This is a genomic window from Acidisoma sp. PAMC 29798 (genome assembly GCF_030252425.1).
GTDB lineage: Bacteria > Pseudomonadota > Alphaproteobacteria > Acetobacterales > Acetobacteraceae > Acidisoma > Acidisoma cladoniae.
Genome location: NZ_CP126994.1, coordinates 3,768,772 through 3,788,819 on the forward strand (window position 1 = coordinate 3,768,772; position 20,048 = coordinate 3,788,819).

19 protein-coding genes are annotated in these 20,048 nt (G+C 65.2%); 7 read left to right on the forward strand and 12 right to left on the reverse strand.

The annotated features are described in order from the left end of the window. Positions 1-83: 83 nt before the first annotated feature. From ligA to QP803_RS18140, 4 genes are read right to left on the reverse strand one after another with little or no spacing between them, the layout of a single operon-like run. Positions 84-2,147: an NAD-dependent DNA ligase LigA gene (gene ligA, locus QP803_RS18125; RefSeq protein WP_284944885.1), complete on the reverse strand. Its 2,064-nt coding sequence runs from the start codon at positions 2,145-2,147 to the stop codon at positions 84-86. Then, positions 2,144-3,844, reverse strand: a complete 1,701-nt coding sequence (recN, locus tag QP803_RS18130) for a DNA repair protein RecN (RefSeq protein ID WP_284944886.1) — start codon at positions 3,842-3,844, stop codon at positions 2,144-2,146. The genes ligA and recN overlap by 4 nt, the downstream gene beginning before the upstream one ends. Positions 3,845-3,874: 30 nt before the next feature. Beyond that, positions 3,875-4,789: an outer membrane protein assembly factor BamD gene (locus QP803_RS18135; RefSeq protein ID WP_284944887.1), complete on the reverse strand. Its 915-nt coding sequence runs from the start codon at positions 4,787-4,789 to the stop codon at positions 3,875-3,877. A 43-nt stretch (positions 4,790-4,832) separates the two neighbouring features. Then, complete coding sequence (locus QP803_RS18140) at positions 4,833-5,426, reverse strand: cob(I)yrinic acid a,c-diamide adenosyltransferase (RefSeq protein WP_284944888.1); 594 nt, start codon at positions 5,424-5,426, stop codon at positions 4,833-4,835. Between the two features lie 84 nt (positions 5,427-5,510). On the opposite strand from QP803_RS18140, the gene zapE reads away from it, so the two are divergent. After that, positions 5,511-6,689 (forward strand): cell division protein ZapE, encoded by a 1,179-nt coding sequence (gene zapE, locus QP803_RS18145; protein ID WP_284944889.1) that lies wholly within the window; start codon positions 5,511-5,513, stop codon positions 6,687-6,689. 88 nt (positions 6,690-6,777) lie between these two features. Here the strand turns inward: zapE and QP803_RS18150 are convergent, their stop codons facing one another. After that, a complete protein-coding gene (locus tag QP803_RS18150) occupies positions 6,778-7,875 on the reverse strand; it encodes a glycosyltransferase family 4 protein (protein ID WP_284944890.1) in 1,098 nt (365 codons plus the stop codon). Beyond that, positions 7,872-8,762 carry a UDP-2,3-diacylglucosamine diphosphatase gene (locus QP803_RS18155; RefSeq protein ID WP_284944891.1) on the reverse strand — a complete coding sequence of 297 codons (891 nt, stop codon included), beginning with the start codon at positions 8,760-8,762 and terminating at the stop codon, positions 7,872-7,874. The genes QP803_RS18150 and QP803_RS18155 overlap by 4 nt, the downstream gene beginning before the upstream one ends. A gap of 159 nt (positions 8,763-8,921) precedes the next feature. Here QP803_RS18155 and QP803_RS18160 point away from each other — a divergent pair, with 159 nt between their 5' ends. Then, complete coding sequence (locus tag QP803_RS18160; protein ID WP_284944892.1) at positions 8,922-9,104, forward strand: DUF3553 domain-containing protein; 183 nt, start codon at positions 8,922-8,924, stop codon at positions 9,102-9,104. After that, complete coding sequence (gene moaA, locus QP803_RS18165; RefSeq protein ID WP_284944893.1) at positions 9,104-10,165, forward strand: GTP 3',8-cyclase MoaA; 1,062 nt, start codon at positions 9,104-9,106, stop codon at positions 10,163-10,165. The genes QP803_RS18160 and moaA overlap by 1 nt, the downstream gene beginning before the upstream one ends. Before the next feature lie 62 nt (positions 10,166-10,227). On the opposite strand, the gene rpmB is transcribed toward moaA, so the two are convergent. The 3 genes from rpmB to QP803_RS18180 form a co-directional block, all read right to left on the reverse strand. Then, positions 10,228-10,533: a 50S ribosomal protein L28 gene (gene rpmB / locus QP803_RS18170; protein ID WP_284944894.1), complete on the reverse strand. Its 306-nt coding sequence runs from the start codon at positions 10,531-10,533 to the stop codon at positions 10,228-10,230. Positions 10,534-10,661: 128 nt separating this feature from the next. Beyond that, positions 10,662-10,928, reverse strand: a complete 267-nt coding sequence (locus QP803_RS18175; protein WP_284944895.1) for a hypothetical protein — start codon at positions 10,926-10,928, stop codon at positions 10,662-10,664. Beyond that, positions 10,925-12,772, reverse strand: coding sequence for an ABCB family ABC transporter ATP-binding protein/permease (locus QP803_RS18180; protein WP_434082866.1), 1,848 nt, complete (start codon positions 12,770-12,772; stop codon positions 10,925-10,927). The genes QP803_RS18175 and QP803_RS18180 overlap by 4 nt, the downstream gene beginning before the upstream one ends. A gap of 113 nt (positions 12,773-12,885) precedes the next feature. Here QP803_RS18180 and QP803_RS18185 point away from each other — a divergent pair, with 113 nt between their 5' ends. From QP803_RS18185 to QP803_RS18200, 4 genes are all read left to right on the forward strand, one after another. Further along, the gene (locus QP803_RS18185) at positions 12,886-13,731 is read left to right on the forward strand and encodes an NUDIX hydrolase (protein ID WP_284944897.1); all 846 of its coding nucleotides are present in this window, start codon (positions 12,886-12,888) and stop codon (positions 13,729-13,731) included. A 161-nt stretch (positions 13,732-13,892) separates the two neighbouring features. Beyond that, entirely contained in the window at positions 13,893-14,873 is a 981-nt protein-coding gene (gene lpxC, locus QP803_RS18190; RefSeq protein ID WP_284944898.1) for a UDP-3-O-acyl-N-acetylglucosamine deacetylase, read from the forward strand. 82 nt (positions 14,874-14,955) lie between these two features. Further along, positions 14,956-15,585 carry a LolA family protein gene (locus QP803_RS18195; RefSeq protein WP_284944899.1) on the forward strand — a complete coding sequence of 210 codons (630 nt, stop codon included), beginning with the start codon at positions 14,956-14,958 and terminating at the stop codon, positions 15,583-15,585. A gap of 123 nt (positions 15,586-15,708) precedes the next feature. Next, positions 15,709-17,337, forward strand: coding sequence for an ABC-F family ATP-binding cassette domain-containing protein (locus QP803_RS18200; RefSeq protein ID WP_284944900.1), 1,629 nt, complete (start codon positions 15,709-15,711; stop codon positions 17,335-17,337). A 142-nt stretch (positions 17,338-17,479) separates the two neighbouring features. Here the strand turns inward: QP803_RS18200 and hisI are convergent, their stop codons facing one another. The 3 genes from hisI to sseA are packed head-to-tail and all read right to left on the reverse strand — an operon-like array spanning position 17,480 to position 19,933. Continuing rightward, positions 17,480-17,875, reverse strand: a complete 396-nt coding sequence (gene hisI / locus QP803_RS18205) for a phosphoribosyl-AMP cyclohydrolase (RefSeq protein WP_284944901.1) — start codon at positions 17,873-17,875, stop codon at positions 17,480-17,482. Further along, entirely contained in the window at positions 17,872-19,089 is a 1,218-nt protein-coding gene (metC, locus tag QP803_RS18210; RefSeq protein WP_284944902.1) for a cystathionine beta-lyase, read from the reverse strand. The genes hisI and metC overlap by 4 nt, the downstream gene beginning before the upstream one ends. Further along, positions 19,079-19,933, reverse strand: coding sequence for a 3-mercaptopyruvate sulfurtransferase (gene sseA, locus QP803_RS18215; RefSeq protein ID WP_284944903.1), 855 nt, complete (start codon positions 19,931-19,933; stop codon positions 19,079-19,081). Before sseA ends, metC begins: the two co-directional genes overlap by 11 nt. Between the last annotated feature and the right edge of the window lie 115 nt (positions 19,934-20,048).

Genomic DNA, 20,048 nt, shown 5'->3' on the forward strand with positions numbered 1-20,048 from the left:
GTTCGGTGGATAGCGCTGCGCTCATCCACCCTACGAGTTCACCGTTGTAGGGTGGATCAGCGAAGCGCAATCCACCACACACCCTAAACCTCCGCCGGTGGCAGCCCAGCCAATTCCCGCCAGCCGGCCTCGTCCAGCACCGTCAGCCCCAAGGCGGCCGCCTTCTTCGCCTTGGACCCGGCATCGGCTCCGGCCACGACGAAATCGGTGTTCTTGGACACGCTGTCCGTCACCCGGGCACCAAGCTGCTCCGCACGGGCCTTCGCCTCGGGCCGGGTCATCGTTGCCATCCCGCCGGTGAAGACGATCGTCTTGCCGGCCAGCGGGCTGTCGGCCCCCGCACCCGCCGCATCCTCAATCGTCAGCACCGCCGCCAGCGCATCCAAGGCCTCGATGTTCCGAGGCTCCGCGAAGAACTCCATCAACTCCTCGGCCACCGCCGGCCCCACGCCGAGGATGCTGCCCAAGGCCAAACGCTCATCCGACCCCACCATCTGGGCCGCCAGCATCTGCGCGCGCCAATGCGCAAAGCTACCGTAGTTCCGGGCGAGCAGCTTGGCATTCGTCTCGCCGATACGGCGAATGCCAAGCGCAAAGATGAAGCGCGCGAGGCCGATGCTCCGGCGTGCCTCGATGGACCGAATCAGGTTCGCGGCCGATAGCTTCCCCCAGCCTTCGCGCACGGCGATCTCCGCCTCATGCATGGCGAGCGAGAAGATATCGACGGGCGTCTTCAGCAATCCGTCTTCGTAGAATTCCGCCACTGTCCGATCGCCGAGGCCTTCGATGTCGAAGGCCCCGCGCGACACGAAATGGATCAGCCGCTCCACCGTCTGGGCCGGGCAAATCAACCCGCCGGTGCAACGCCGCACCACCTCGCCCGGCGGGCGAAGCGCCACGGAATGGCATTGAGGACAGAATTCCGGTGGCACCCAGGGCGTCGCCCCCTCCGGGCGTCTCTCCGGCAGAATCCCCAAGATCTGGGGAATCACATCACCTGCGCGCTGCAGCATGACGGTGTCGCCGATGCGAACATCGAGGCGGGCGATCTCGTCCTCATTGTGCAAGGTCGCGCGCGTCACCAATACGCCACCGACATTGATCGGCTCCAACTCCGCGACCGGCGTCAGCGCGCCGGTCCGCCCGACCTGGATGCGGATGTCGCGCAGCACCGTCACGGCCTGTTCGGCCGGGAACTTCCAGGCGATCGCCCAACGCGGCGCACGGCCTGCAAACCCCAGCCGCCGCTGCAAGCCGATATCGTCGAGCTTGTAGACGACGCCGTCGATGTCATAGGCGAGGCCGGCACGGGTCTCGGCCATTTCGGTCTGGAAAGCCTCGGCTTCCGCCCCGCCCGACACGCGCCGGCGCAGCGGATTGACCGTGAAACCCCAGGCCTCCAGCCGTTCCAGATAGGCCCAATGCGTGCCCGCAATCTCCTCACTTGCCTCGCCCATGGCATAGGCGAAGAAGGAGAGCGGGCGGCCTGCGGTGATGCGCGCGTCGAGCTGGCGCAGGCTGCCGGCGGCGGCATTGCGGGGATTGGCGAAGACCTTGTCGCCCGCCTCCGCTTGGGCCGCGTTGAGCGCCAGGAAATCGGCCTTCGCCATGAGCACTTCACCCCGGATCTCGATCCGCTCCGGGGCCTCGCCTGTCAACGTCTCCGGCACGCTGCGCAGGGTGCGGAGATTGGCGGTCACCTCCTCGCCCTCGAAGCCGTCCCCGCGCGTGGCGCCGGCGATCAGCTTGCCCTGCTCGTAAGTGAGAGAAATCGAGAGCCCGTCGAGTTTGGGTTCAGCCACGAAATCGAGGACATTATCGGTCTTGAGGCCGAGGAAGCGCCGGATACGGGCCTCGAATTCCACGAAATCCACCGCCGCGAAGGCATTGTCGAGCGATAGCATCGGCACGCGATGCCGCCACTTCCCGAAGCCGGCGGCAGCCGGGCTGCCGACCTGCTCCACGGCCGTCGCATCCGCGACCAGTTCGGGATGGGCGGCCAGAATTTCCTTCACGCGCAGACGCAGCGCGTCATACTCCGCGTCCGTCATCATCGGCGTGTCCTGGCCGTGATAGGCGAGATCGGCCGTCGCGATCCGCTTGGTGAGGGCCGCGAGTTCGGAGACGACCTTCGGCTTGCGGCTCATGCGGCGTCGCCCAGCAGGCTGTCCGCCGCCGCCCGCGCCGCCTCGGTCACCGATTCGCCCGCCAGCATCCGCGCCACTTCCTCCCGCCGCGCCGTGCCCGTCAGCGGCTCGACCCGCGTCACCACCCGGCCGCCCTCGACCGCCTTGGCGACGCGGAAATGCGCCCCGCCCCGCGCCGCGACCTGCGGACTATGGGTGACCGTCAAAAGCTGGATGTCCTGGGCGAGGCGCGCAAGCCGTTCCCCCACGGCCGCCGCCGTCGCACCACCGATTCCGGAATCGACTTCGTCGAAGACCAGCGTGCCCACGGCCGAGCCACGGCTCAACACCAGCTTGAGCGCCAGCATGAGGCGGGACAGTTCCCCGCCTGAGGCGATGCGGTCGATGGCGCCCGGCGTCTGGCCGGGGTTGGTGGCTATGAGGAAGCGCACGGTTTCGGCGCCGCGCGCGTTCCACCCCGCCTCGTCGAGCGGCGTCATCTCCACCACGAAGCGCGTCTTTTCCAGACGCAGCGGCGGCAGCTCCGCCATGATCGCCTTTTGCAGGCGCTTCGCCGCATCGCGCCGAGCCTCGGTCAAGACCCCGGCGGCGCTGATGAAGGCCGCGCGACCGGCGGCGACGGCGGTTTCCAGGTCGCCAATGCCGGCGGTGCCGGTGTCGAGCGCTGCGAGGCGCGTGGCAAGCGACTCCCGCAAAACCGGCAGCTCGGCGACGGGCACGCCATATTTTCGCGCCCCGGCGCGGAGCGCGAACAGCCGCTCCTCCGCGCGTTCCAGCTCGCGCGGATCGGCCTCCGCCTCCTGCGCGAGGCGAGAGAGCAAGGTTTCCGCCTCGGCCACAGCCTCCTCCGCGCGTTCGATCGCGGCCATGGCCGGCGCCAAGGGATTGTCGTCATCGGATTGGGGGGAGGCGCTGGACGGGATCAGCCGTTGCAAGCTGCGCGCGGCGGAGCGGAGCGCCGCACCGGGTCCTGGGTTCCGCCGGTCGCGGGGGGCGATATCGGTCAGCGCGGCGGCAATGCCTTCAGCCCGGCGCCCGGCCTGCTGCATGTCATGCCGGGTCTGGGCCAATGCCTCCTCCTCGCCCGCTTCGGGGCGAAGATCGGAGAGTTCGCCCACGGCATGGCGCAGCCATTCCTCGTCCCGCTGCGCCTCCGCCATGGCCTTTCGGGCGGCATCCAGCGCGGTCAGCCGCTGGCGCCACTGCGTCCAGGCGCCTGAGACGGCCGTGGTGCGCGCCGTCGGCACGCCAAAACCGTCCAGCAGCGGTCCATGCGCGGCGGGATCGGCAAGGCCGATCTGGTCGTGCTGGCCCTGCACCTCGACCAACAGGGTGCCGAGGCGGCGCAACAGCCCGGCGCTCACCGGCTGGTCATTGACGAAGGCACGGGACCGGCCATCCCGGCTCACCAGCCGGCGGATGACGATATCCTCCTCAGCCTCGAGTCCCTGTTCGGCGAGCAAGGCGAAAGCAGGATGCGCGGGCGGCGGGGTAAAGAAAGCGGTGACGATCGCCTGCTCCTGCCCGGCGCGGATGAGGCCAGTATCGGCCCGCGCACCCAAGGCCAAGCCGAGGCTATCGAGCAGAATGGACTTGCCGGCGCCGGTCTCCCCGGTGAGGACCGTCAGACCCTCCCCGAAGTTCAGGTCCAACCGCTCGATCAGCACGACGTCGCGAATGGAAAGCGCACTCAGCATGGCGCTCGCCGTTTTAGGACAGGGGGTGGATCAGAAGAGCCAGCCGAAGAAGCCGCCTGAGGATTTGGGCGGCGGCGTCGCGGGACCTGTCGCGCTCGGCGCCGGCTCGTCGAGGGCCGAGCCCGAACTCGCCACGTCCTGCGCGGTGCCGGTCTTGCGGTCGATCACGTCCTGGCTCGCCAGCTTGCTGAAGGCATCGCGATACCAGGGGCTGCCGGGATAGTTATAGGCGAGAACGGCTGCCGTGCGCCGCGCCTCATCCGTCAGCCCAAGCTTGAGATAGACCTCCGTCAGTCGCTCCAGCGCCTCAGCGGTGTGGTTCGTCGTCTGGTAGTTATTGATGACGACCTGATACCGGCCGATCGCGGCGGCATAGAGATGCTGCTTTTCGTAGAATTGGCCGATGACCATCTCATGTCCGGCCAATTGGTCGGTGCCGAGATCGATCTTGAGGGAGGCATCCCGCGCATATGCGCTTGATGGGAACCGGTTCACCACTTCCTGCAAGGCGTTGATGGCATCCAGCGTCGTTTGCTGGTCGCGCTGATCGTCCGAAATCTGCTCGTAATAGCAGAGCGCGCGGAGGTAATAGGCATAGGCGATGTCGCGGTCCGCCGGATGCAGGTCGATATAGCGGTTCAGGGCGCTGATCGAGTCGGTGTAATGGCTGCGCAGATATTCAGTATATCCGTGCATGAGCTGCGCATTGGTCGCCCAAGGCGAATACGGCGTGTTCTGCTCGATATCGTTGAAGTTATCGACCGCCGATTGATAGTCCTGCTTCTGGATGGCGTTGATGCCCGCATTGTAAACCTGCTCAGGCGGCAGGCGGGCGTTCATCGACGAAATCTGGGCCTTGGTCGGCCCCGAATTGAAGATGCCACACCCGGCGAGGGTCGGGGCGAGAAGCAGGACAATCGGGAGAAGCCGGCGATGCTGGGACATTGGGGGCGATTTATACTATTCCGCGCCGCTCGCGAAGACCCGCTCAGGAAGCATCGTCACGCCCCCGCGAAGCGCTACCGGGAGTCCATAGAACCTCCTGCCCCGAACCGGCATTCAGCACGCGCCCCAGCACGAAAAGATGGTCCGATAGCCGGTTGAGAAACCGGATAATCAGCGGATTGACCGTCTCGGTCGCAGCCAATGAAACCGTCAGCCGCTCCGCCCGCCGCACCACTGTTCGGGCAAGATGGGCGTAGGCCGCGGCCGGCGTACCACCTGGCAGGATGAAACTGGTCAGCGGCGGCAGCGTCGCGTTCATCGCCTCGACCTCGGCTTCCAGGCGCAGGATGCCGACATCGGTAACGCGCAGGCGCTTGTCCGGCCCATCGGCCGCGGGCGGGGCACACAGATCGGCGCCAAGATCGAAGAGGTCGTTCTGAATGCGCGCCAGGCTCGCATCCTCGGTCGGGCGTTCCCGGGTATGGAGTCGCAGCATGCCGATCACGGCATTCGCCTCATCCACCGTGCCGAAGGCCTCGACGCGGAGCGCATCCTTGCGCACTCGCTCGCCATTGCCGAGCGAGGTCAGCCCCCCATCCCCGCCTTTGGTCACCACACGGTCGATATTCACGGACATGGTTCAGAGCCCTGAATCTGAGGAATGACCTGTCTAAAGGACGGATTGTTTTAAGCAACGCCTGACGTTAGGTTGCAGTGCAGCATGGATATATCGGTCCCCTTGGTCGAGCAGACTGGTGCGGCTCCTTCAGGGGAGGGTCCGCTGGTTCTTTATCGTCGTGAGGTCGCCGCCGGACGGCTGTCCGTCGATCCGGCGCAGACAGCGGCGGCGGTCCGGCTGCAATCCCTTTGGATCAAGCTGCGGCATTACGACCCGCCCGCGCGCCTGGCCAAAAATACGCTGATCGGCCGCTTTCTGCGGCGCAAGCCCGTGGACGAAGCGCCAAACGACCATTTGCACGGTCTGTATCTCGTGGGCGAGGTTGGGCGCGGAAAGTCCATGCTGATGGATTTGTTTTTCGCGGCAGCCGAAGTTCCGCGCCGCCGCCGAATCCATTTCCATGCCTTCATGCAAGAGACGCATCAGCGGATCTTCGACTGGAAGACGGAAAACCCGCACGGTGCGGACCCGATACCGCCGCTCGCCGACCGGATCGCCGAAGAGGCGATGCTCCTGTGCTTCGATGAGTTCCAGGTCAATGACATCGCCGATGCCATGATCCTCGGCCGCCTGTTCGAGGCTTTGTTCGACCGTGGCGTGATCGTGGTATCGACGTCGAATACCCTGCCTGACGATCTCTTTCGGGGTCAGCCGGGGCGCGATGCCTTTCTGCCCTTCATCGATATCCTCAAGCGCCACCTCGACGTGCTCGTGCTCGATGCGGCACGCGATTACCGCCGGGCGCGAACGGATACCGGCGAAAGCTGGCATGTGCCGCTGGGACGGGGCGCGACCGCCGCCTTGGACGTGACCTTCCGGCGCCTGACGGACGGCGTGCCCATTTCATCCACGACGCTGAACGTCATGGGTCGCAGACTGCGCGTGCCGCATGCCGCGAATCATATCGCCCGGTTCAGCTTCGACGATCTGTGTGCGAATAACCTGGGTGCCGGCGACTACCTCGCCATCGCGCGGCAGTTCCACACCGTGGTGTTGGATGATATCCCGAAACTGACGCCGGGCAATCACAACGAGGCTCGGCGCTTCATCAACCTGATCGACAATCTGTATGACCATCGCGTGAAGCTTGTCGCATCGGCCGAGGCCGAGCCGGACAGGCTTTATGCCGAGGGTGAAGGCGCCCGCGCGTTTGAGCGGACGGCCTCGCGGTTGGTGGAAATGCAAACGGACACGTATTTCGCGTTGCCGCATTTGACCTAGGCGGATGGCGGAATGCGCTTCGCTTTTCCGCCCTACACCCGCTCTCGTAGGGCGGATGAGCGCAGCGTCATCCGCCGTCCAACGTCTGTTAAGCCCGGACCCCGCTCAACACGCCCGCGCTCTTGAAGCCGCGCGCACCGGCCATGCTGCGACGGCCCGCCATCGGCACCAGGTTCTGCAAGAACATGCTGGTGGCAGCGGACCACGAAAACCCCTCCGCAAAGCGACGGCAGTGATTGCGGTCGGCATCAAGCGCCGTCAGGGCCGCGACCCGCAGATCCTCGTCCAGGCCACCGACCGGTCTGTCCGTGGCACTCAGGATGTCGCGCGGCCCGGTCACGGGATAGGCCGCGACCGGCGTGCCGCAGGCCAGGGCCTCCAACATCACCAAGCCGAAGGTATCCGTCCGGCTCGGGAAAACAAGCACATCGGCGGAGGCATAGGCCCGCGTCAGGGCATCGCCCGACAGCATCCCCGTAAAGCGGGCGCCGGGGTAGCGGCGTTCCAGATGCGCGCGGTCAGGACCGTCGCCGACGACGACCTTGGAGCCGGGAAGATCGAGATCGAGAAACGCCTCGATATTCTTCTCCACCGCCAGGCGACCGGCATAGAGGAAGATGGGGTGCAGATCGGCGCCTTCGATGCGCGCCTCAGGATGAAACCGTGCGGTATCCACGCCCCGTGTCCAGAGACAGAGATTGGCGAAACGGCGCGCCGTCAGTTCGGCGATCAGGCTGGGGGTCGCGGCCATGACGGCGGCAGCGGCGCCGTGGAAGCCGCGCATCCAGCGGTAGACCACACGCTCGGTGAACGCCCGCGGGAAAGGCAGTCGGGCGGCAATATATTCGGGGAAACGCGTATGGAAGGATGTTGTGAAAGCATACTTCCGACCCCGCGCCCAACGCCGGGCCGCGAGCCCGAGCGGCCCTTCCGTCGCGATATGCAGCGCATCAGGCCGGAACTCGCGCAGCAAGCGTCGCAGACGCTGCGCTGGCAGAAGGGCGAGCCGAATTTCGGGATAGACCGGGCAAGGCAGGGTACGAAACCGATCCGGCCCGATGATCATCACCTCAATGCCGCGCGCCTGAAGCTCCGTCCGTAACTGACTGAGACTTCGCACCACGCCATTGACCTGGGGATGCCAGGCGTCCGTGACGATCGCGACGCGTTGTGGCCAGCCGGTCACGCGGGAACGACGGCCGCCGACTGCGGCAGCGGCGCCTTCACGCTCCGGCCCGGCGTCGCCAAGCTCATGCGGTTGACGCTCGGCCAGTCGATCAGCTCGAAGCGGCCATCATGATGCTCGACCAGGGCGGAACAGGTTTCCACCCAATCGCCGGTATTGAAGTATCGCGTGGTGCCGATCATGCGCATCTCGGCATGGTGGATATGCCCGCAGACGACACCGTCCATCCCGCGCCCGCGCGCTTCCTGGGCCAGCAGCGTCTCGAAGCTGTCGATGAATTTCACCGCCTCCTTCACCTGGCGCTTCAGCCAGGCGGAGAGCGACCAGTAGGGGTAGCCGAAATAGCGCCGGCCCCAGTTGAACCAGCGGTTCATGACCAGCGCCACGGTGTAAGCCTGGTCGCCGAGGAGGGCGAGGAACTTGGCGTTGCGGACGACGCTGTCGAAGAAATCGCCGTGGATGACGAGAAGCTTCTGGCCGTCGGCGGTAAGGTGAACCGCCTCCTCCGCCAGCCGCACGCCCGCAATCTCCAGCCCCATCGGCAGCCAAGCCCGGAACATTTCGTCATGGTTGCCGGGGATGTAGATCACCTCGGAGCCATGGCGGGCGTGGCGCAGGATGGCGCGCAGCACGGTGTCGTGGTGAACGTCCCAATACCAGGAGCGTTTGAGCCGCCAGCCGTCGATGATGTCGCCGACGAGGTAAAGCTGCTCGCAGGAGGCATCGGCCAGGAAGGTCGCCAGCGCCTCGGCTTTGCAGCCGCGAGTCCCGAGATGCGTATCGGAGATGAAAACGGCACGATAGGTCGGTGTCTTGGGAGGAAGCGATCGTTCGGACGCAAAGCGCGATGCGAGCCCGGACGCCAAGTTGTAGGGTAAGTCGTTCATTCTGTGCGACTCGCGAAGGGGTTTGCGTCGTCGCGCCCCGAGTAGCGACAGCCGGTCACCCATCACAGTGACACTACGATGAATCACTCGTTGACACGGAACGGTCACGCAAGAACGAGCCCCCTGTCACTCGGCCTCGGACTGCCCTATTTATCGGGGATGGCGCATCAGTCGACGTTGTTCCTCGAACCTGGCGCTCGCGTCAGGCATCCGGGCTGCCCCGAATGGGGAATCGGCCAGGTGCAATCGGTGATCGACGAACGCGTGACGGTCAATTTCGAGGATGCTGGCAAGGTGCTGATCAACGCGGCCGTGGTTTCACTCGAAGTCGTGGACGATTGATGTCCGACGTCTTGTCCCGCCCCACCCTGACGCCACTGGCCAAGCCGCTCCCAAAGCCACTGATCGATCCCTTTGGCCGGGCCATCTCCTACCTGCGCATCTCGGTGACAGACCGCTGCGACCTTCGCTGCGTCTATTGCATGAAGGAGGATATGACCTTCCTGCCGCGCGATGAGCTTCTGACCTCCGAGGAGCTTGAGCGGCTGGGCCGCATCTTCATCCGCCTCGGCACCAAGAAGCTGCGGATCACCGGCGGCGAGCCTTTGGTCCGGCGGGATATCATGCGCCTGATCACGACGCTGGGTGCCGAGATCGGCCAGGACGGCCTGTCGGAACTGACGCTCACCACCAACGGCACGCAGCTGTCGCGCTACGCCGCCGGCCTGCACGCGGCGGGTGTGCGCCGGGTCAATGTCAGCCTCGATACCCTCGATCCCGTGCGCTTCACGGCCGTCACGCGGGGCGGCAAGCTCGGCCAAACCTTGGCGGGGCTCCATGCCGCCAAGGCCGCCGGCTTGCGCGTGAAGATCAATGCGGTGGCGCTGCAAGGCGTGAACGAAGACGCGTTCGACGACATGATCGCCTGGTGCGGCGAGCAGGGTTTCGACCTCTGCCTGATCGAGACGATGCCATTGGGCGACACGGGTGAGGATCGGGCGGATCAATATCTGCCACTGTCCACTGTGCGTGCGCGGCTGGATAAGCGCTGGACGCTGCGGCGCAGCGCCACCGGGGCTGAGGGCGTGGCACCGGGCCCGGCGCGATATTGGGACATTGCCGAGACCGGTCAACGCATGGGCTTCATCACGCCGCTGACGGAGCATTTCTGCGATAGCTGCAACCGGGTGCGGCTGACCTGCACCGGCACGCTGTTTCTCTGCCTTGGGCAGGAGGATCACGCCGATCTCAGGACGCCCATGCGGGACGGCGCGTCTGATAGCGAGATGGAAGAGATTGTGCGGGCGGCGATTGCGCGTAAGCCAAAAGCCCACGACTTCATCATCGATCGCGCTAGGCCCCAAAACACAATCGCCCGTCACATGAGCATGACGGGCGGCTAAGCGGGGCGGCTAAGCAGCCTTCATACGGTGGATAAGCGCAGCGCTATCCACCTCTTATCGAATCAAACGGCGGCGGTGAGGGCCTTGCGAGCAAGGGCGCGCTGCAGGCGGCGCTTCATTGCCAGGGCCTCGACGGGCAGCTGACGCACCGGCGTATTGAGCAGGAAGGCGTCGATGCCGCCATTATGCTCGATGGTGCGAATGCCGTTGGTCGTGACGCGCATGGTGATCGGCGTGCCCAGAATTTCGGACATCATCGAAGCGTCCTGGATATTGGGCAGAAAGCGGCGGCGGGTCTTGTTATTGGCGTGGCTGACATTGTTGCCAGACTGCACGCCTTTGCCGGTGATTTCACAGCGACGGGACATAGTAACCTCGAAAACATCAAACGGGTTGCGCGCAAAGCCGCACGCGCGGTTTCCTGACGGAGGCGGGCTTATGGCGAAAGCCTTGGCCAGCGTCAAGGCGAGCGGGATGATTCAGTCAAAAGCGATGGTCAGGCATGTCCCTGGGGCGGTGGCTGCGCCATGCTCGCCATCTCCCCTGACAAGACGCTGGCGCGCGCATTGTCGAGCACGGCGAGCACGCCCTCAGGTGAGAGATGGGCGACCAGCATACCCAGCGCCCCGCCCAGCAAAGCCGACGCGATCGCAACGCCGTCGATGTTCTGCTTCGTCATATAGTCGATGGCCTGATCGACGACCGCGCCCGCATGGCGAAGATCGGGGCTGGCGCCCTCCAGGTCCGGTGGCATGCCGCTCATATCATTTCCTTGTTGTCTTCGAGACGCGGCTGCGATGCGGCCAGCCGCGTCTCAGCCTGCGCGCCTTCTTCCTGCTCGGCCTGGGCCGCCCACATGCCGGCATAGATGCCGCCGGAGGCGAGCAGGTTCCAATGGCTGCCACGTTCGGCGATCTGCCCGTCCTGCATGACCAGAATTTCATCGGCATCGACGACCGTGGACAGGCGATGGGCGATGGTGAGCGTCGTTCTGTCCCGCGACGCATTGCGGAGTGCGGCCTGAATCTCGTGCTCGGTCGTAGTGTCGAGGGCGCTGGTCGCCTCATCCAAGACAAGAATGCGCGGATTCTTCAGGATCGTGCGCGCAATGGCCACGCGCTGCTTCTCGCCACCGGACAGCTTCAACCCGCGCTCACCGACCTTGGTCTCATAGCCGAGCGGCAGGGTGAGGATGAAGTCATGAAGCTGGGCGCGCCGCGCCGCATCCTCGATCTCGGCCACAGTCGCGCCCGGCCGGCCATAGGCGATGTTGTAGAAGATGGTGTCGTTGAACAGCACCGTATCCTGCGGCACGACGCCAATGGCGGCGCGCAGGCTGTCCTGCGTCAGATTGCGAATGTCCTGCCCGTCGATGCGGATGCTGCCCTCGCCCACGTCATAGAAGCGGAACAGCAGCCGGGTGAGGGTGGATTTGCCGGCACCCGTGGGCCCCACCACCGCCAGGTTGCCGCCGGCCGGAATGGCGAAGCTGACACCCTTCAGAATCTCGCGCTGCGGGCCATAGCCGAACCGCACATCGGCAAAAGCGAGGGATGCGGCCTCCGCCGAGGGGGAAAGGGTTCGTGCATCGGCGCCGTCTGTCACTTCGGCGCCCACGGCCATGAGGCGAAACATCTGCTCGGTATCCACCAGCCCCTGCTTGACTTCGCGATAGACGAAACCCAGGAAATTCAGCGGCGTGTAGAGCTGCATGAGATAGGTATTGGCCAGCACGAAGCGGCCGACCGTCATATGGCCGGAGGCAACGCCCCGCGCCGACAGCAGCATGATTGCGCCCAGGCCGAGGGCGATGATCACCGACTGGCCGATATTGAGCATATTGAGCGTCACCTGGGACCGCACGGCCGCGCGCTCGTATTTCTCCTGCGCGACATCGAACCGCGCCGCCTCATGCCGCTCATTGCCGAAATATTTGACCGTCTCGTAGTTCAGCAGGCTGTCCACGGCCTTGGTCTGGGCGTCGCTGTCGGACTCGTTCATGGCGCGACGAAAACGCACCCGCCAGTTTGTGAAGCTCAGCGTGAAGACGATATAGAGTCCCACGGCCAGCAGGGTCGTCAGCGCATAGCGCCAGTCGAACAGCCGCCACAGGATGGCGGTCACGAGAATCAACTCGAACAAGGTCGGTACGATGTTGAACACCGCAAAACGCAGGACCTGCTCGATGCCCGTGGTGCCGCGATCCATGGCGCGCGACAACCCGCCGGTGTGCCGGTCGAGATGAAAGCGCAGCGACAGCTTATGCAGGTGTTGGAAGGTTTGCAGAGCGATCCGGCGCACGGCGCGCTGCTGAACGGCCGCGAAGACCGCATCCCGCAATTCACCGAAAGCGCCCGAGGCGACACGCAGCAGGCAATAGGCGACGATCAGCGCGAAGGGCACGGTAATGGCGACAGCCGTCGCCGTCCCGGCCGCGCCATGCGCAGCACCCAGGGCATGCGCGGCCTTCGGCGCCAGCCGATCGACCGCCTGGCTATAGACGATCGGAATATAGACGGTCGCGACCTTGGCCAGGATGAGGCAGGCCACGGCGGCGACGACGCGGGCCTTGGCCATGGGGTCGTCCGGCGGCCACAGATACGGCATCAGCATCCGCATGGTATGCGCGGCGGCATCTTTTTTCGAGGAGGGGGAACCCGGCGCAAATGCCATTCCCCGCATGTGGCATGGCGCTCTCAAGATGCAAAGGTCGCCAGTGCATGACCGATCCGACCTCAGGCTTCATGCGGCACATTCGCCTCTGCCAGAACGCCGAATTGCCCGGCGACCGTCTGCCCTTTCACATCGGCACCCGCCAGGTCGGCTGGCTGAAGCCCGACTTCGCCAAGGCTCTGACGACGGAAGCCGACCTTGCGGTTACGGCGTCCGGCGTCACGCTGCCGGCCGACCGCGCCGGCGATCTGCCCGCAATCGCGAGGACATTGAGCGAGGCGGGCTGGTTCCGCTGGCGCGGCGAAGCCTTCGACGTGCGTCCCAGCCCCGATGATGCCGCGATCACCAGCGTCGATCGCGGTGCTGTGCCGTCCTTCGGCATCCTGTCGCAGGGCGTGCATCTCAATGGTCTCGTCCGCTGTGCGGATGGCCTTTACCTTTGGGTCGCTCGCCGCGCCGCCGACAAGCTGCTCGACCCCGGAAAGCTCGATCACCTCGTCGCCGGCGGCATTTCGGCCGAGATGGGACCCGGCGACACCCTGCTGAAGGAAGCGGGCGAGGAGGCCGCCGTGCCGGAGGATTTGGCCGCCCTCGCCCGACCCGTTGGCCGCATTCGCTATGACATGGAGCGCCCTGAAGGTCTCCGGCGGGACCTGCTGCACTGCTACGATCTCGACCTGCCCGAGGGCTTCACACCCCGGCCCGCCGATGGTGAGGTCGAGGCCTTCGAGCTATGGCCGATTGCGGATGCCATGGCCGCCGTGAGCGACGGCGATCGGTTCAAGTTCAACGTGAACCTGGTGCTCATCGACCTATTTCTACGAGAAGGATTAATGGGAAGCGCGCCGGAGGCCGATGCGCTACGGCGGGCCCTGACCGGAAACACGCCCTGAACTGTCCGCAACAATCCTTCAAAATCAACCGCTTGTCCGGTAACATTGGGCAACAATGATTGACTGGCCATCGCCCCGGGAATGCTTAACTTCCAATTGAGGGAATTGGTGCCGGATATTCCGCGCTCAGGCCCTCAGGATCATGGGAGATACGCTGAGTGATGGACGGATTGCCGGGCTACTACACCGAAACGGCAGTCTCGACGTGCTCGCGTACGCTTCGCAATCCTATCGACTGCCAGGGCGTCGGCCTGCATAGCGGCCGCACCACACGCTTGGCCTTGCTGCCCGCCCCCGCCGGCAGCGGAATCGTGTTTTGCCGCACCGATCTCGGCATCGACATCGCCGCCCGCTACGATCTGGTTTCCGACACACGGCTCTGCACCAAACTCGCGTCCTCCGAAGATCCGACTGCGACGATCGGCACGGTCGAGCATCTGATGGCGGCGCTGGCCGCGACCGGCATCGACAGCCTGCGGATCGAGGTCGATGGCCCCGAACTGCCGATTTTCGACGGCTCCTCCGCGCCCTTCCTGTTCCTGATCGACTGCGCTGGCATCGTCGAGCTTTCGGCGCCGCGTGAGATGATCGAAATCGTCAAGACCGTCTCTGTCGAGGAAAATGGCGCCGTCGCGCGGTTTGAGCCGCTGCCCGCCGGGCGAAGCTGGCTCGGCCTCGACATCGCGATGTCGATCGATTTCGAAGGCACGGCCATCGGCCAGCAATCCTTCAATCTGCGCCTCTCCGAGCAGAGCTTTCGCTCTGAGGTCGCTGAGGCGCGGACCTTCGTGCAAGCCGGGGAAATCGCGAAGCTTCGAGCCGCCGGCCTCGCCCGCGGCGGCAATATGGACAATGCCATCGTCGTCGATGGCCAGCAGATCCTGAACCCGAGCGGCTTGCGCATGGCCAATGAATTCGTGCGCCACAAGGCGCTCGACGCAGTGGGCGACCTGTCGCTGGCCGGCGCCACCATCCTGGGCCGCTTCGTCGGCAGCCGCTCCGGCCACCGGATGAACAACCTTCTGCTGCGCGCGCTGTTCGCAGATGCGCAGGCCTGGCGTCCGGTGACGGGCTTCGGCGCAGGCCGCGCCTTCGGCAGTGCCGCGCAGATGCCGCTGGGCATGGCCGCCTCCGCCGCCTGAGCGCTGCGATCCAACCATTCCTTAACGCGGCCGCCACGCGATACGCCTTTCCAATGCCACGCGGCAGTGCCACATCGACGGTATGAACCGTCGCACCCTCCTCGCCGCCCTGCTGCCGCTCACGGCGCTTCCTTTTGCGGGTGCGATGGCCCAACTCGCGGCGTCGCCACCGCTCTCGGCCCAGGATCAGGCCGACGTGGCGCGCATCGAGGCCTATCTCAACGGTATTCACACACTCAAGGCGCGCTTCCTCCAAGTGGATGCCAATGGCAATAGCATCGGCGGCACCGCGATCCTCGATCGCCCGGGCCGGATGCGGTTCGAATATGACCCGCCCGACAAGATGCTGCTCGTCGCCGGACACGGCCTGCTGGTCTATTATGACCCGGCGGTGAAGCAGACGACGAATCTGTTCCTGTCGAACACGCCCCTCGGCATTCTGCTCGAAAGCAATCTCCGCCTCGCTGGCGCCGTCACCGTCACGGGCATCGCCCGCGCGACGGGGCAGATCCAGCTCACCATGGTGCGCACGGCCCGGCCGGGGGATGGCACCATCACGCTGATCTTCGCGACCGATCCGCTGACGCTACGCAGCTGGGTGATCCGCGATGCCCAGGGCCGGCAGACGCAGATCAGCCTCTTTGACGTCACCTATGGCGGCGAATACCCCGATCGCATGTTCACCTTCGTCGGGCCGCAGTTCGAGCATTAGGACGCACGGTCCGCGTAGGGCGGAAAAGCGGAGCGTCTTCCGCCGTTAGAGCGTTGTGGCTTGCGAACCTAAAACGCTGTAGGGGAAGGCCCGCCACCATCCCCAGCTTCCGGCACCTCCACCATGATCCAGATCGACAACCTCATTTTCAATGCTTGGGGACGCCGCTTCTTCGACCGCGCTTCGGTCACGCTGCCGCTCAATTCCAAGGTCGGCCTCGTTGGTCGCAACGGCGTCGGCAAGTCGACGCTGTTCAAGCTCATCCTGGGCTCGCTCCAGCCCGATAGCGGCGAAATCCTCATCCCCAAGGTGGCCCGTATCGCCGCCGTGGACCAGGAGCATGCGGCGACCACCATCTCCCTGCTCGACACCATCCTGGCGGCCGACACCGTGCGCGACTCGCTCTATCTGGAGCTGGAGACCGCCGAGCCTGAGCGGATGGCAGATATCTACAGCCGGCTGGAAGAGATCGACGCCGATCGCGCCCCGGCCCGCGCCGGTGAAATTCTCGGCGGCCTCGGCTTCTCGACCGAAGATCTGGCACGCCCAATGGCCGAATTCTCCGGCGGCTGGCGCATGCGCGTGGCCCTCGCCTCGGCGCTGTTTGCCGAGCCCGACCTCCTGCTGCTGGATGAGCCGACCAACTACCTCGATCTGGAAGGTGCGCTGTGGCTGGAAGCGCGGCTGCAGAAATACCCCTATTCCGCGCTGATCATCAGCCATGACCGCGAGTTGCTGAACAACTCCGTGCAGCACATCCTGCATGCGAGCGAGGGCAAGCTCGACCTCTATACCGGCGGCTATGACGACTTCGAGCGGCAGCGGGCCGAGAAGCTACGGCTGCAATCGGCCGCGCGCGGCAAGCAGGAAGCCGAGCGCGCCCATCTGCAAAGCTTCGTCGATCGCTTCCGCGCCACCGCTAGCAAGGCGGCGCAGGCGCAGTCCCGCATGAAGCGCCTCGCCAAGCTGGAGCCCGTGGGCGAGACGATCGAGGAGCGGGTCTCGCCCTTCATGCTGCCCTCCCCGCTGCGCCCCCTCGCGCCGCCACTGATGCGGCTGGAGGGCGTGGATATCGGTTACGGCGACGATCCCGCCATTCTCAGTAATCTCGACCTGCGCCTGGACGTCGATGACCGGATCGGCCTGCTCGGCGTCAATGGCGCCGGCAAATCGACCTTCGCGAAGATGGCCGCCGGCGCGCTCGCCATCCGCACCGGGCGCATGCAGCGCGAAGGCCGGATCAAGGTCGGTTGGTTCCATCAGCACCAGATCGAAGCTCTCGACCCGGATGACACGCCCTTGGAGATCATCCGCCGTGCCATGCCCGAGGTGAGCGAATCCGCGCGCCGGTCACGGCTGGCGCAATGGGGCCTCGCCTTCAGCAAGCAGGAAACGACGGTCTTCGACCTATCGGGCGGGGAGCGGGCGCGGCTGCTGCTCAACCTCGTCGCCCATGCGGCGCCGCATCTGCTCATTCTCGATGAGCCGACCAACCATCTGGACATCGACAGCCGTCGCGCGCTGCTCGATGCCTTGAACACCTATGAGGGCGCGGTGATTCTCATCACCCATGATCGTTCGCTCATGGAGTTGGTGGCCGACCGGCTGTGGTTGGCGGCGGATGGCACCATCGTGCCCTTCGACGGCGACATGGATGATTACGCGAAATTCGTGCTGGAACGCGCCAAGGGCCCGGCGGCACCGACGCAGCTTCGCGAAGGCAAGAAGAAGAAAAAGAAGAATGCGGCGTAAATAACGTCACGACAGTACATCGTCATCCCCGGGCTTGACCCGGGGACCTACCCGTCACGGCGCCCAAACACCGTGATGGCGCCACATCGGGTAGGTGCGCGGGTCAAGCCCGCGCATGACGGTTTCTTTGTCGTTAAGTCGCCTAGGCCCCGTACAACGCCTCCGGCGACACCAGCGGTTCGGCAATCTCCACCAGCCCCTCGGGCCGGGCGGCGACATAGAAACAACTCCGTCGTCCGGTATGGCAGGCGACGCCGATCTGATCGACGCGGAGTAGCAACGAATCGCCGTCGCAATCCAGGCGCATCTCCACCAACCGCTGCGTCTGGCCGGAGCTTTCGCCCTTGCGCCACAGCTTTCCCCGGCTGCGGCTGAAATAACAAACCTGACCCGTGGCCAGAGTCTCCTGAACCGACTCGCGGTTCATCCAAGCCATCATCAACACTTCGTGGGTGTCGTGCTGCTGGGCAATGGCCGGCACCAAGCCCTCGGCGTTGAACAGGATCGCTGCCAGAACGGGTGCGGGGTCGATGGTCATTCCATCCCCCGAAGGGCGGCGAAGCCACGCTCCAGATCCGCCTTGATGTCGACCACATCCTCCATCCCGATATGGAGGCGAATGATCTCCCCGCCGAACTGGCCGGAGCCTGCGGTGCGGTTGATCGAACCGGTGCTCGGCAGCACTAGGCTTTCATACCCGCCCCAGGAGGCGCCGATGCCGAACAGCGTCATGGCGTCGATCATCGCATCCACCGCAAGAGGCGCATAGTCTGGCTTCAGCACGACGCCGAACAGGCTGGACGCGCCGGTGAAATCCCGCTTCCAAAATTCGTGGCCCGGTGAACCCGGCAAAGCCGGATGTAGAACGCGCAGTACCTCCGGCCGGCCTTCCAACCAGCGCGCCACATCGAGCGCCGATTCCATCTGGTGCCGCAGGCGGATGCCGAGGCTACGCACGCCCCGCAGCGCCAGCCAGCAATCATCCGGGCTCGCATATTGGCCCAGGGACATGGCGGCGTCCTTGATCTTCACCCAATCCTTGTCGGCGGCCACAGTCACGGCGCCGAGGATGATATCCGAATGGCCGCCGATATATTTGGTCACCGCCTGGATCGAAACATCGACGCCATGGGCGAAGGGCTGGAAGAACTGAATGCCCCAGGTATTGTCCATCAGCACACTGGCGCCATGCGCATGGGCGACGGCCGCGAGCGCCGGCACATCCTGCACTTCGAAAGTATGGCTGCCGGGGCTTTCGAGGAACAAAACCGCCGTCTCCGGCCGCATCAGCGCCTCCAACCCGGCGGCGTCGATCATCGGCGGATAATAGGTCGTCACCACACCGAGCCCCGCGAGCATGCCGTCACAGAAGCGGCGAGTCGGGCCATAGACATTGTCGGGGATCAGCACGGTCTGGCCGGCCTTGAGATAGGCGAGCAGTGGCGTGGTGATGGCCGAAAGACCGGAGGAAACGATCTGGCAGCGGGTGCCACCCTCGATCTCCGCAATCGCATCTTCCAGCGCGAAATGGGTCGGCGTGCCGAGGACACCATAGATCATCGCCTGGTCATGTCGCCGGGTATAGAGCGACCGCTGATGTGCCATATCCGGGTGGACCACCGTCGAGCCACGGACCAGCGGCGCATTGACGTAGCCGTAAACGCGGGATCCGGGGCGCCCGACTTGCGTCAGCCGCGTGGCGGGCCGCGCCTTTCCCTCTGCGGCGGCGTCTGCGTCGTGATCATTCGGCATCGGCTTGGGATTCCACGGCTGTGTCGGGGTGCGCACCCCATTCGGACCAAGACCCATCATAAAGCGCCCCCGGAGGCAAGCCGGCCACGGCAAGACCCACGGTCAGCACCGCCGCCGTCACACCAGTGCCGCAGCTGGTGACGATGGGGCGCGTGCCATCCGCGCCCGCTTGCGCGAAGCGCGCGCGCAGCGTCTCGGGCGGACGCATGGTGCCATCGGCGGTGATCAGATCGCCGAAGGGAATGTTCTGGGCGCCCGGCATATGGCCGCCGCGTAAGCCGGGCCGTGGCTCGGGCGCGGTGCCGGCAAAGCGCCCCGCCGGCCGCGCATCAAGCACCAGGGCCGCATCCTCGGCCACGATCGCCTTCATGGCGTCGAGGTCGCGGATCATCTCGGGCCGCAGGTCGGCGGTGAACCGCGTGGCCGTGGCCGGGCTGGCTGCGCCGGTTTCTGTCGGCCTTCCCTCGGCGCGCCATTTCGGCAATCCGCCATCGAGCACGCAGACCTTGTCATGGCCGAAGACGCGCATCATCCACCAGCCGCGCGCCGCCGAAAACAGGCCGAGTTGATCGTAGAATACCACGGTGGAGGCGTTCGAAATCCCCAGCGCACCGACCATCTGCGCGAAGACCGGCATCGGCGGCAGCATATGCGGCAAGTTGGACGTGGTGTCCTTGATGGCATCGATGTCGAAGAAGCGGGCGCCGGGAATGCGGCCGGCCGCGAACAGAGCAGCGGCGTTGCGTGGGTCGGTCGGCAGATAGAAGGAGCAATCGCAGACCGCGACATCCGGGCCGCCAAGCGCCTCGGCAAGCCAGTCGGTGGTGACCAAGGGCGCCATCATGGGGTCTGCTCCGTGGGTGTGTATGAACCTCGTCGCACCTCGCTCGCTTGACCGAGGGGTCGGAGTTTGTCTCTAAACAATATCTTAGAGGACGATCAACCGGTAGAGTAACAGA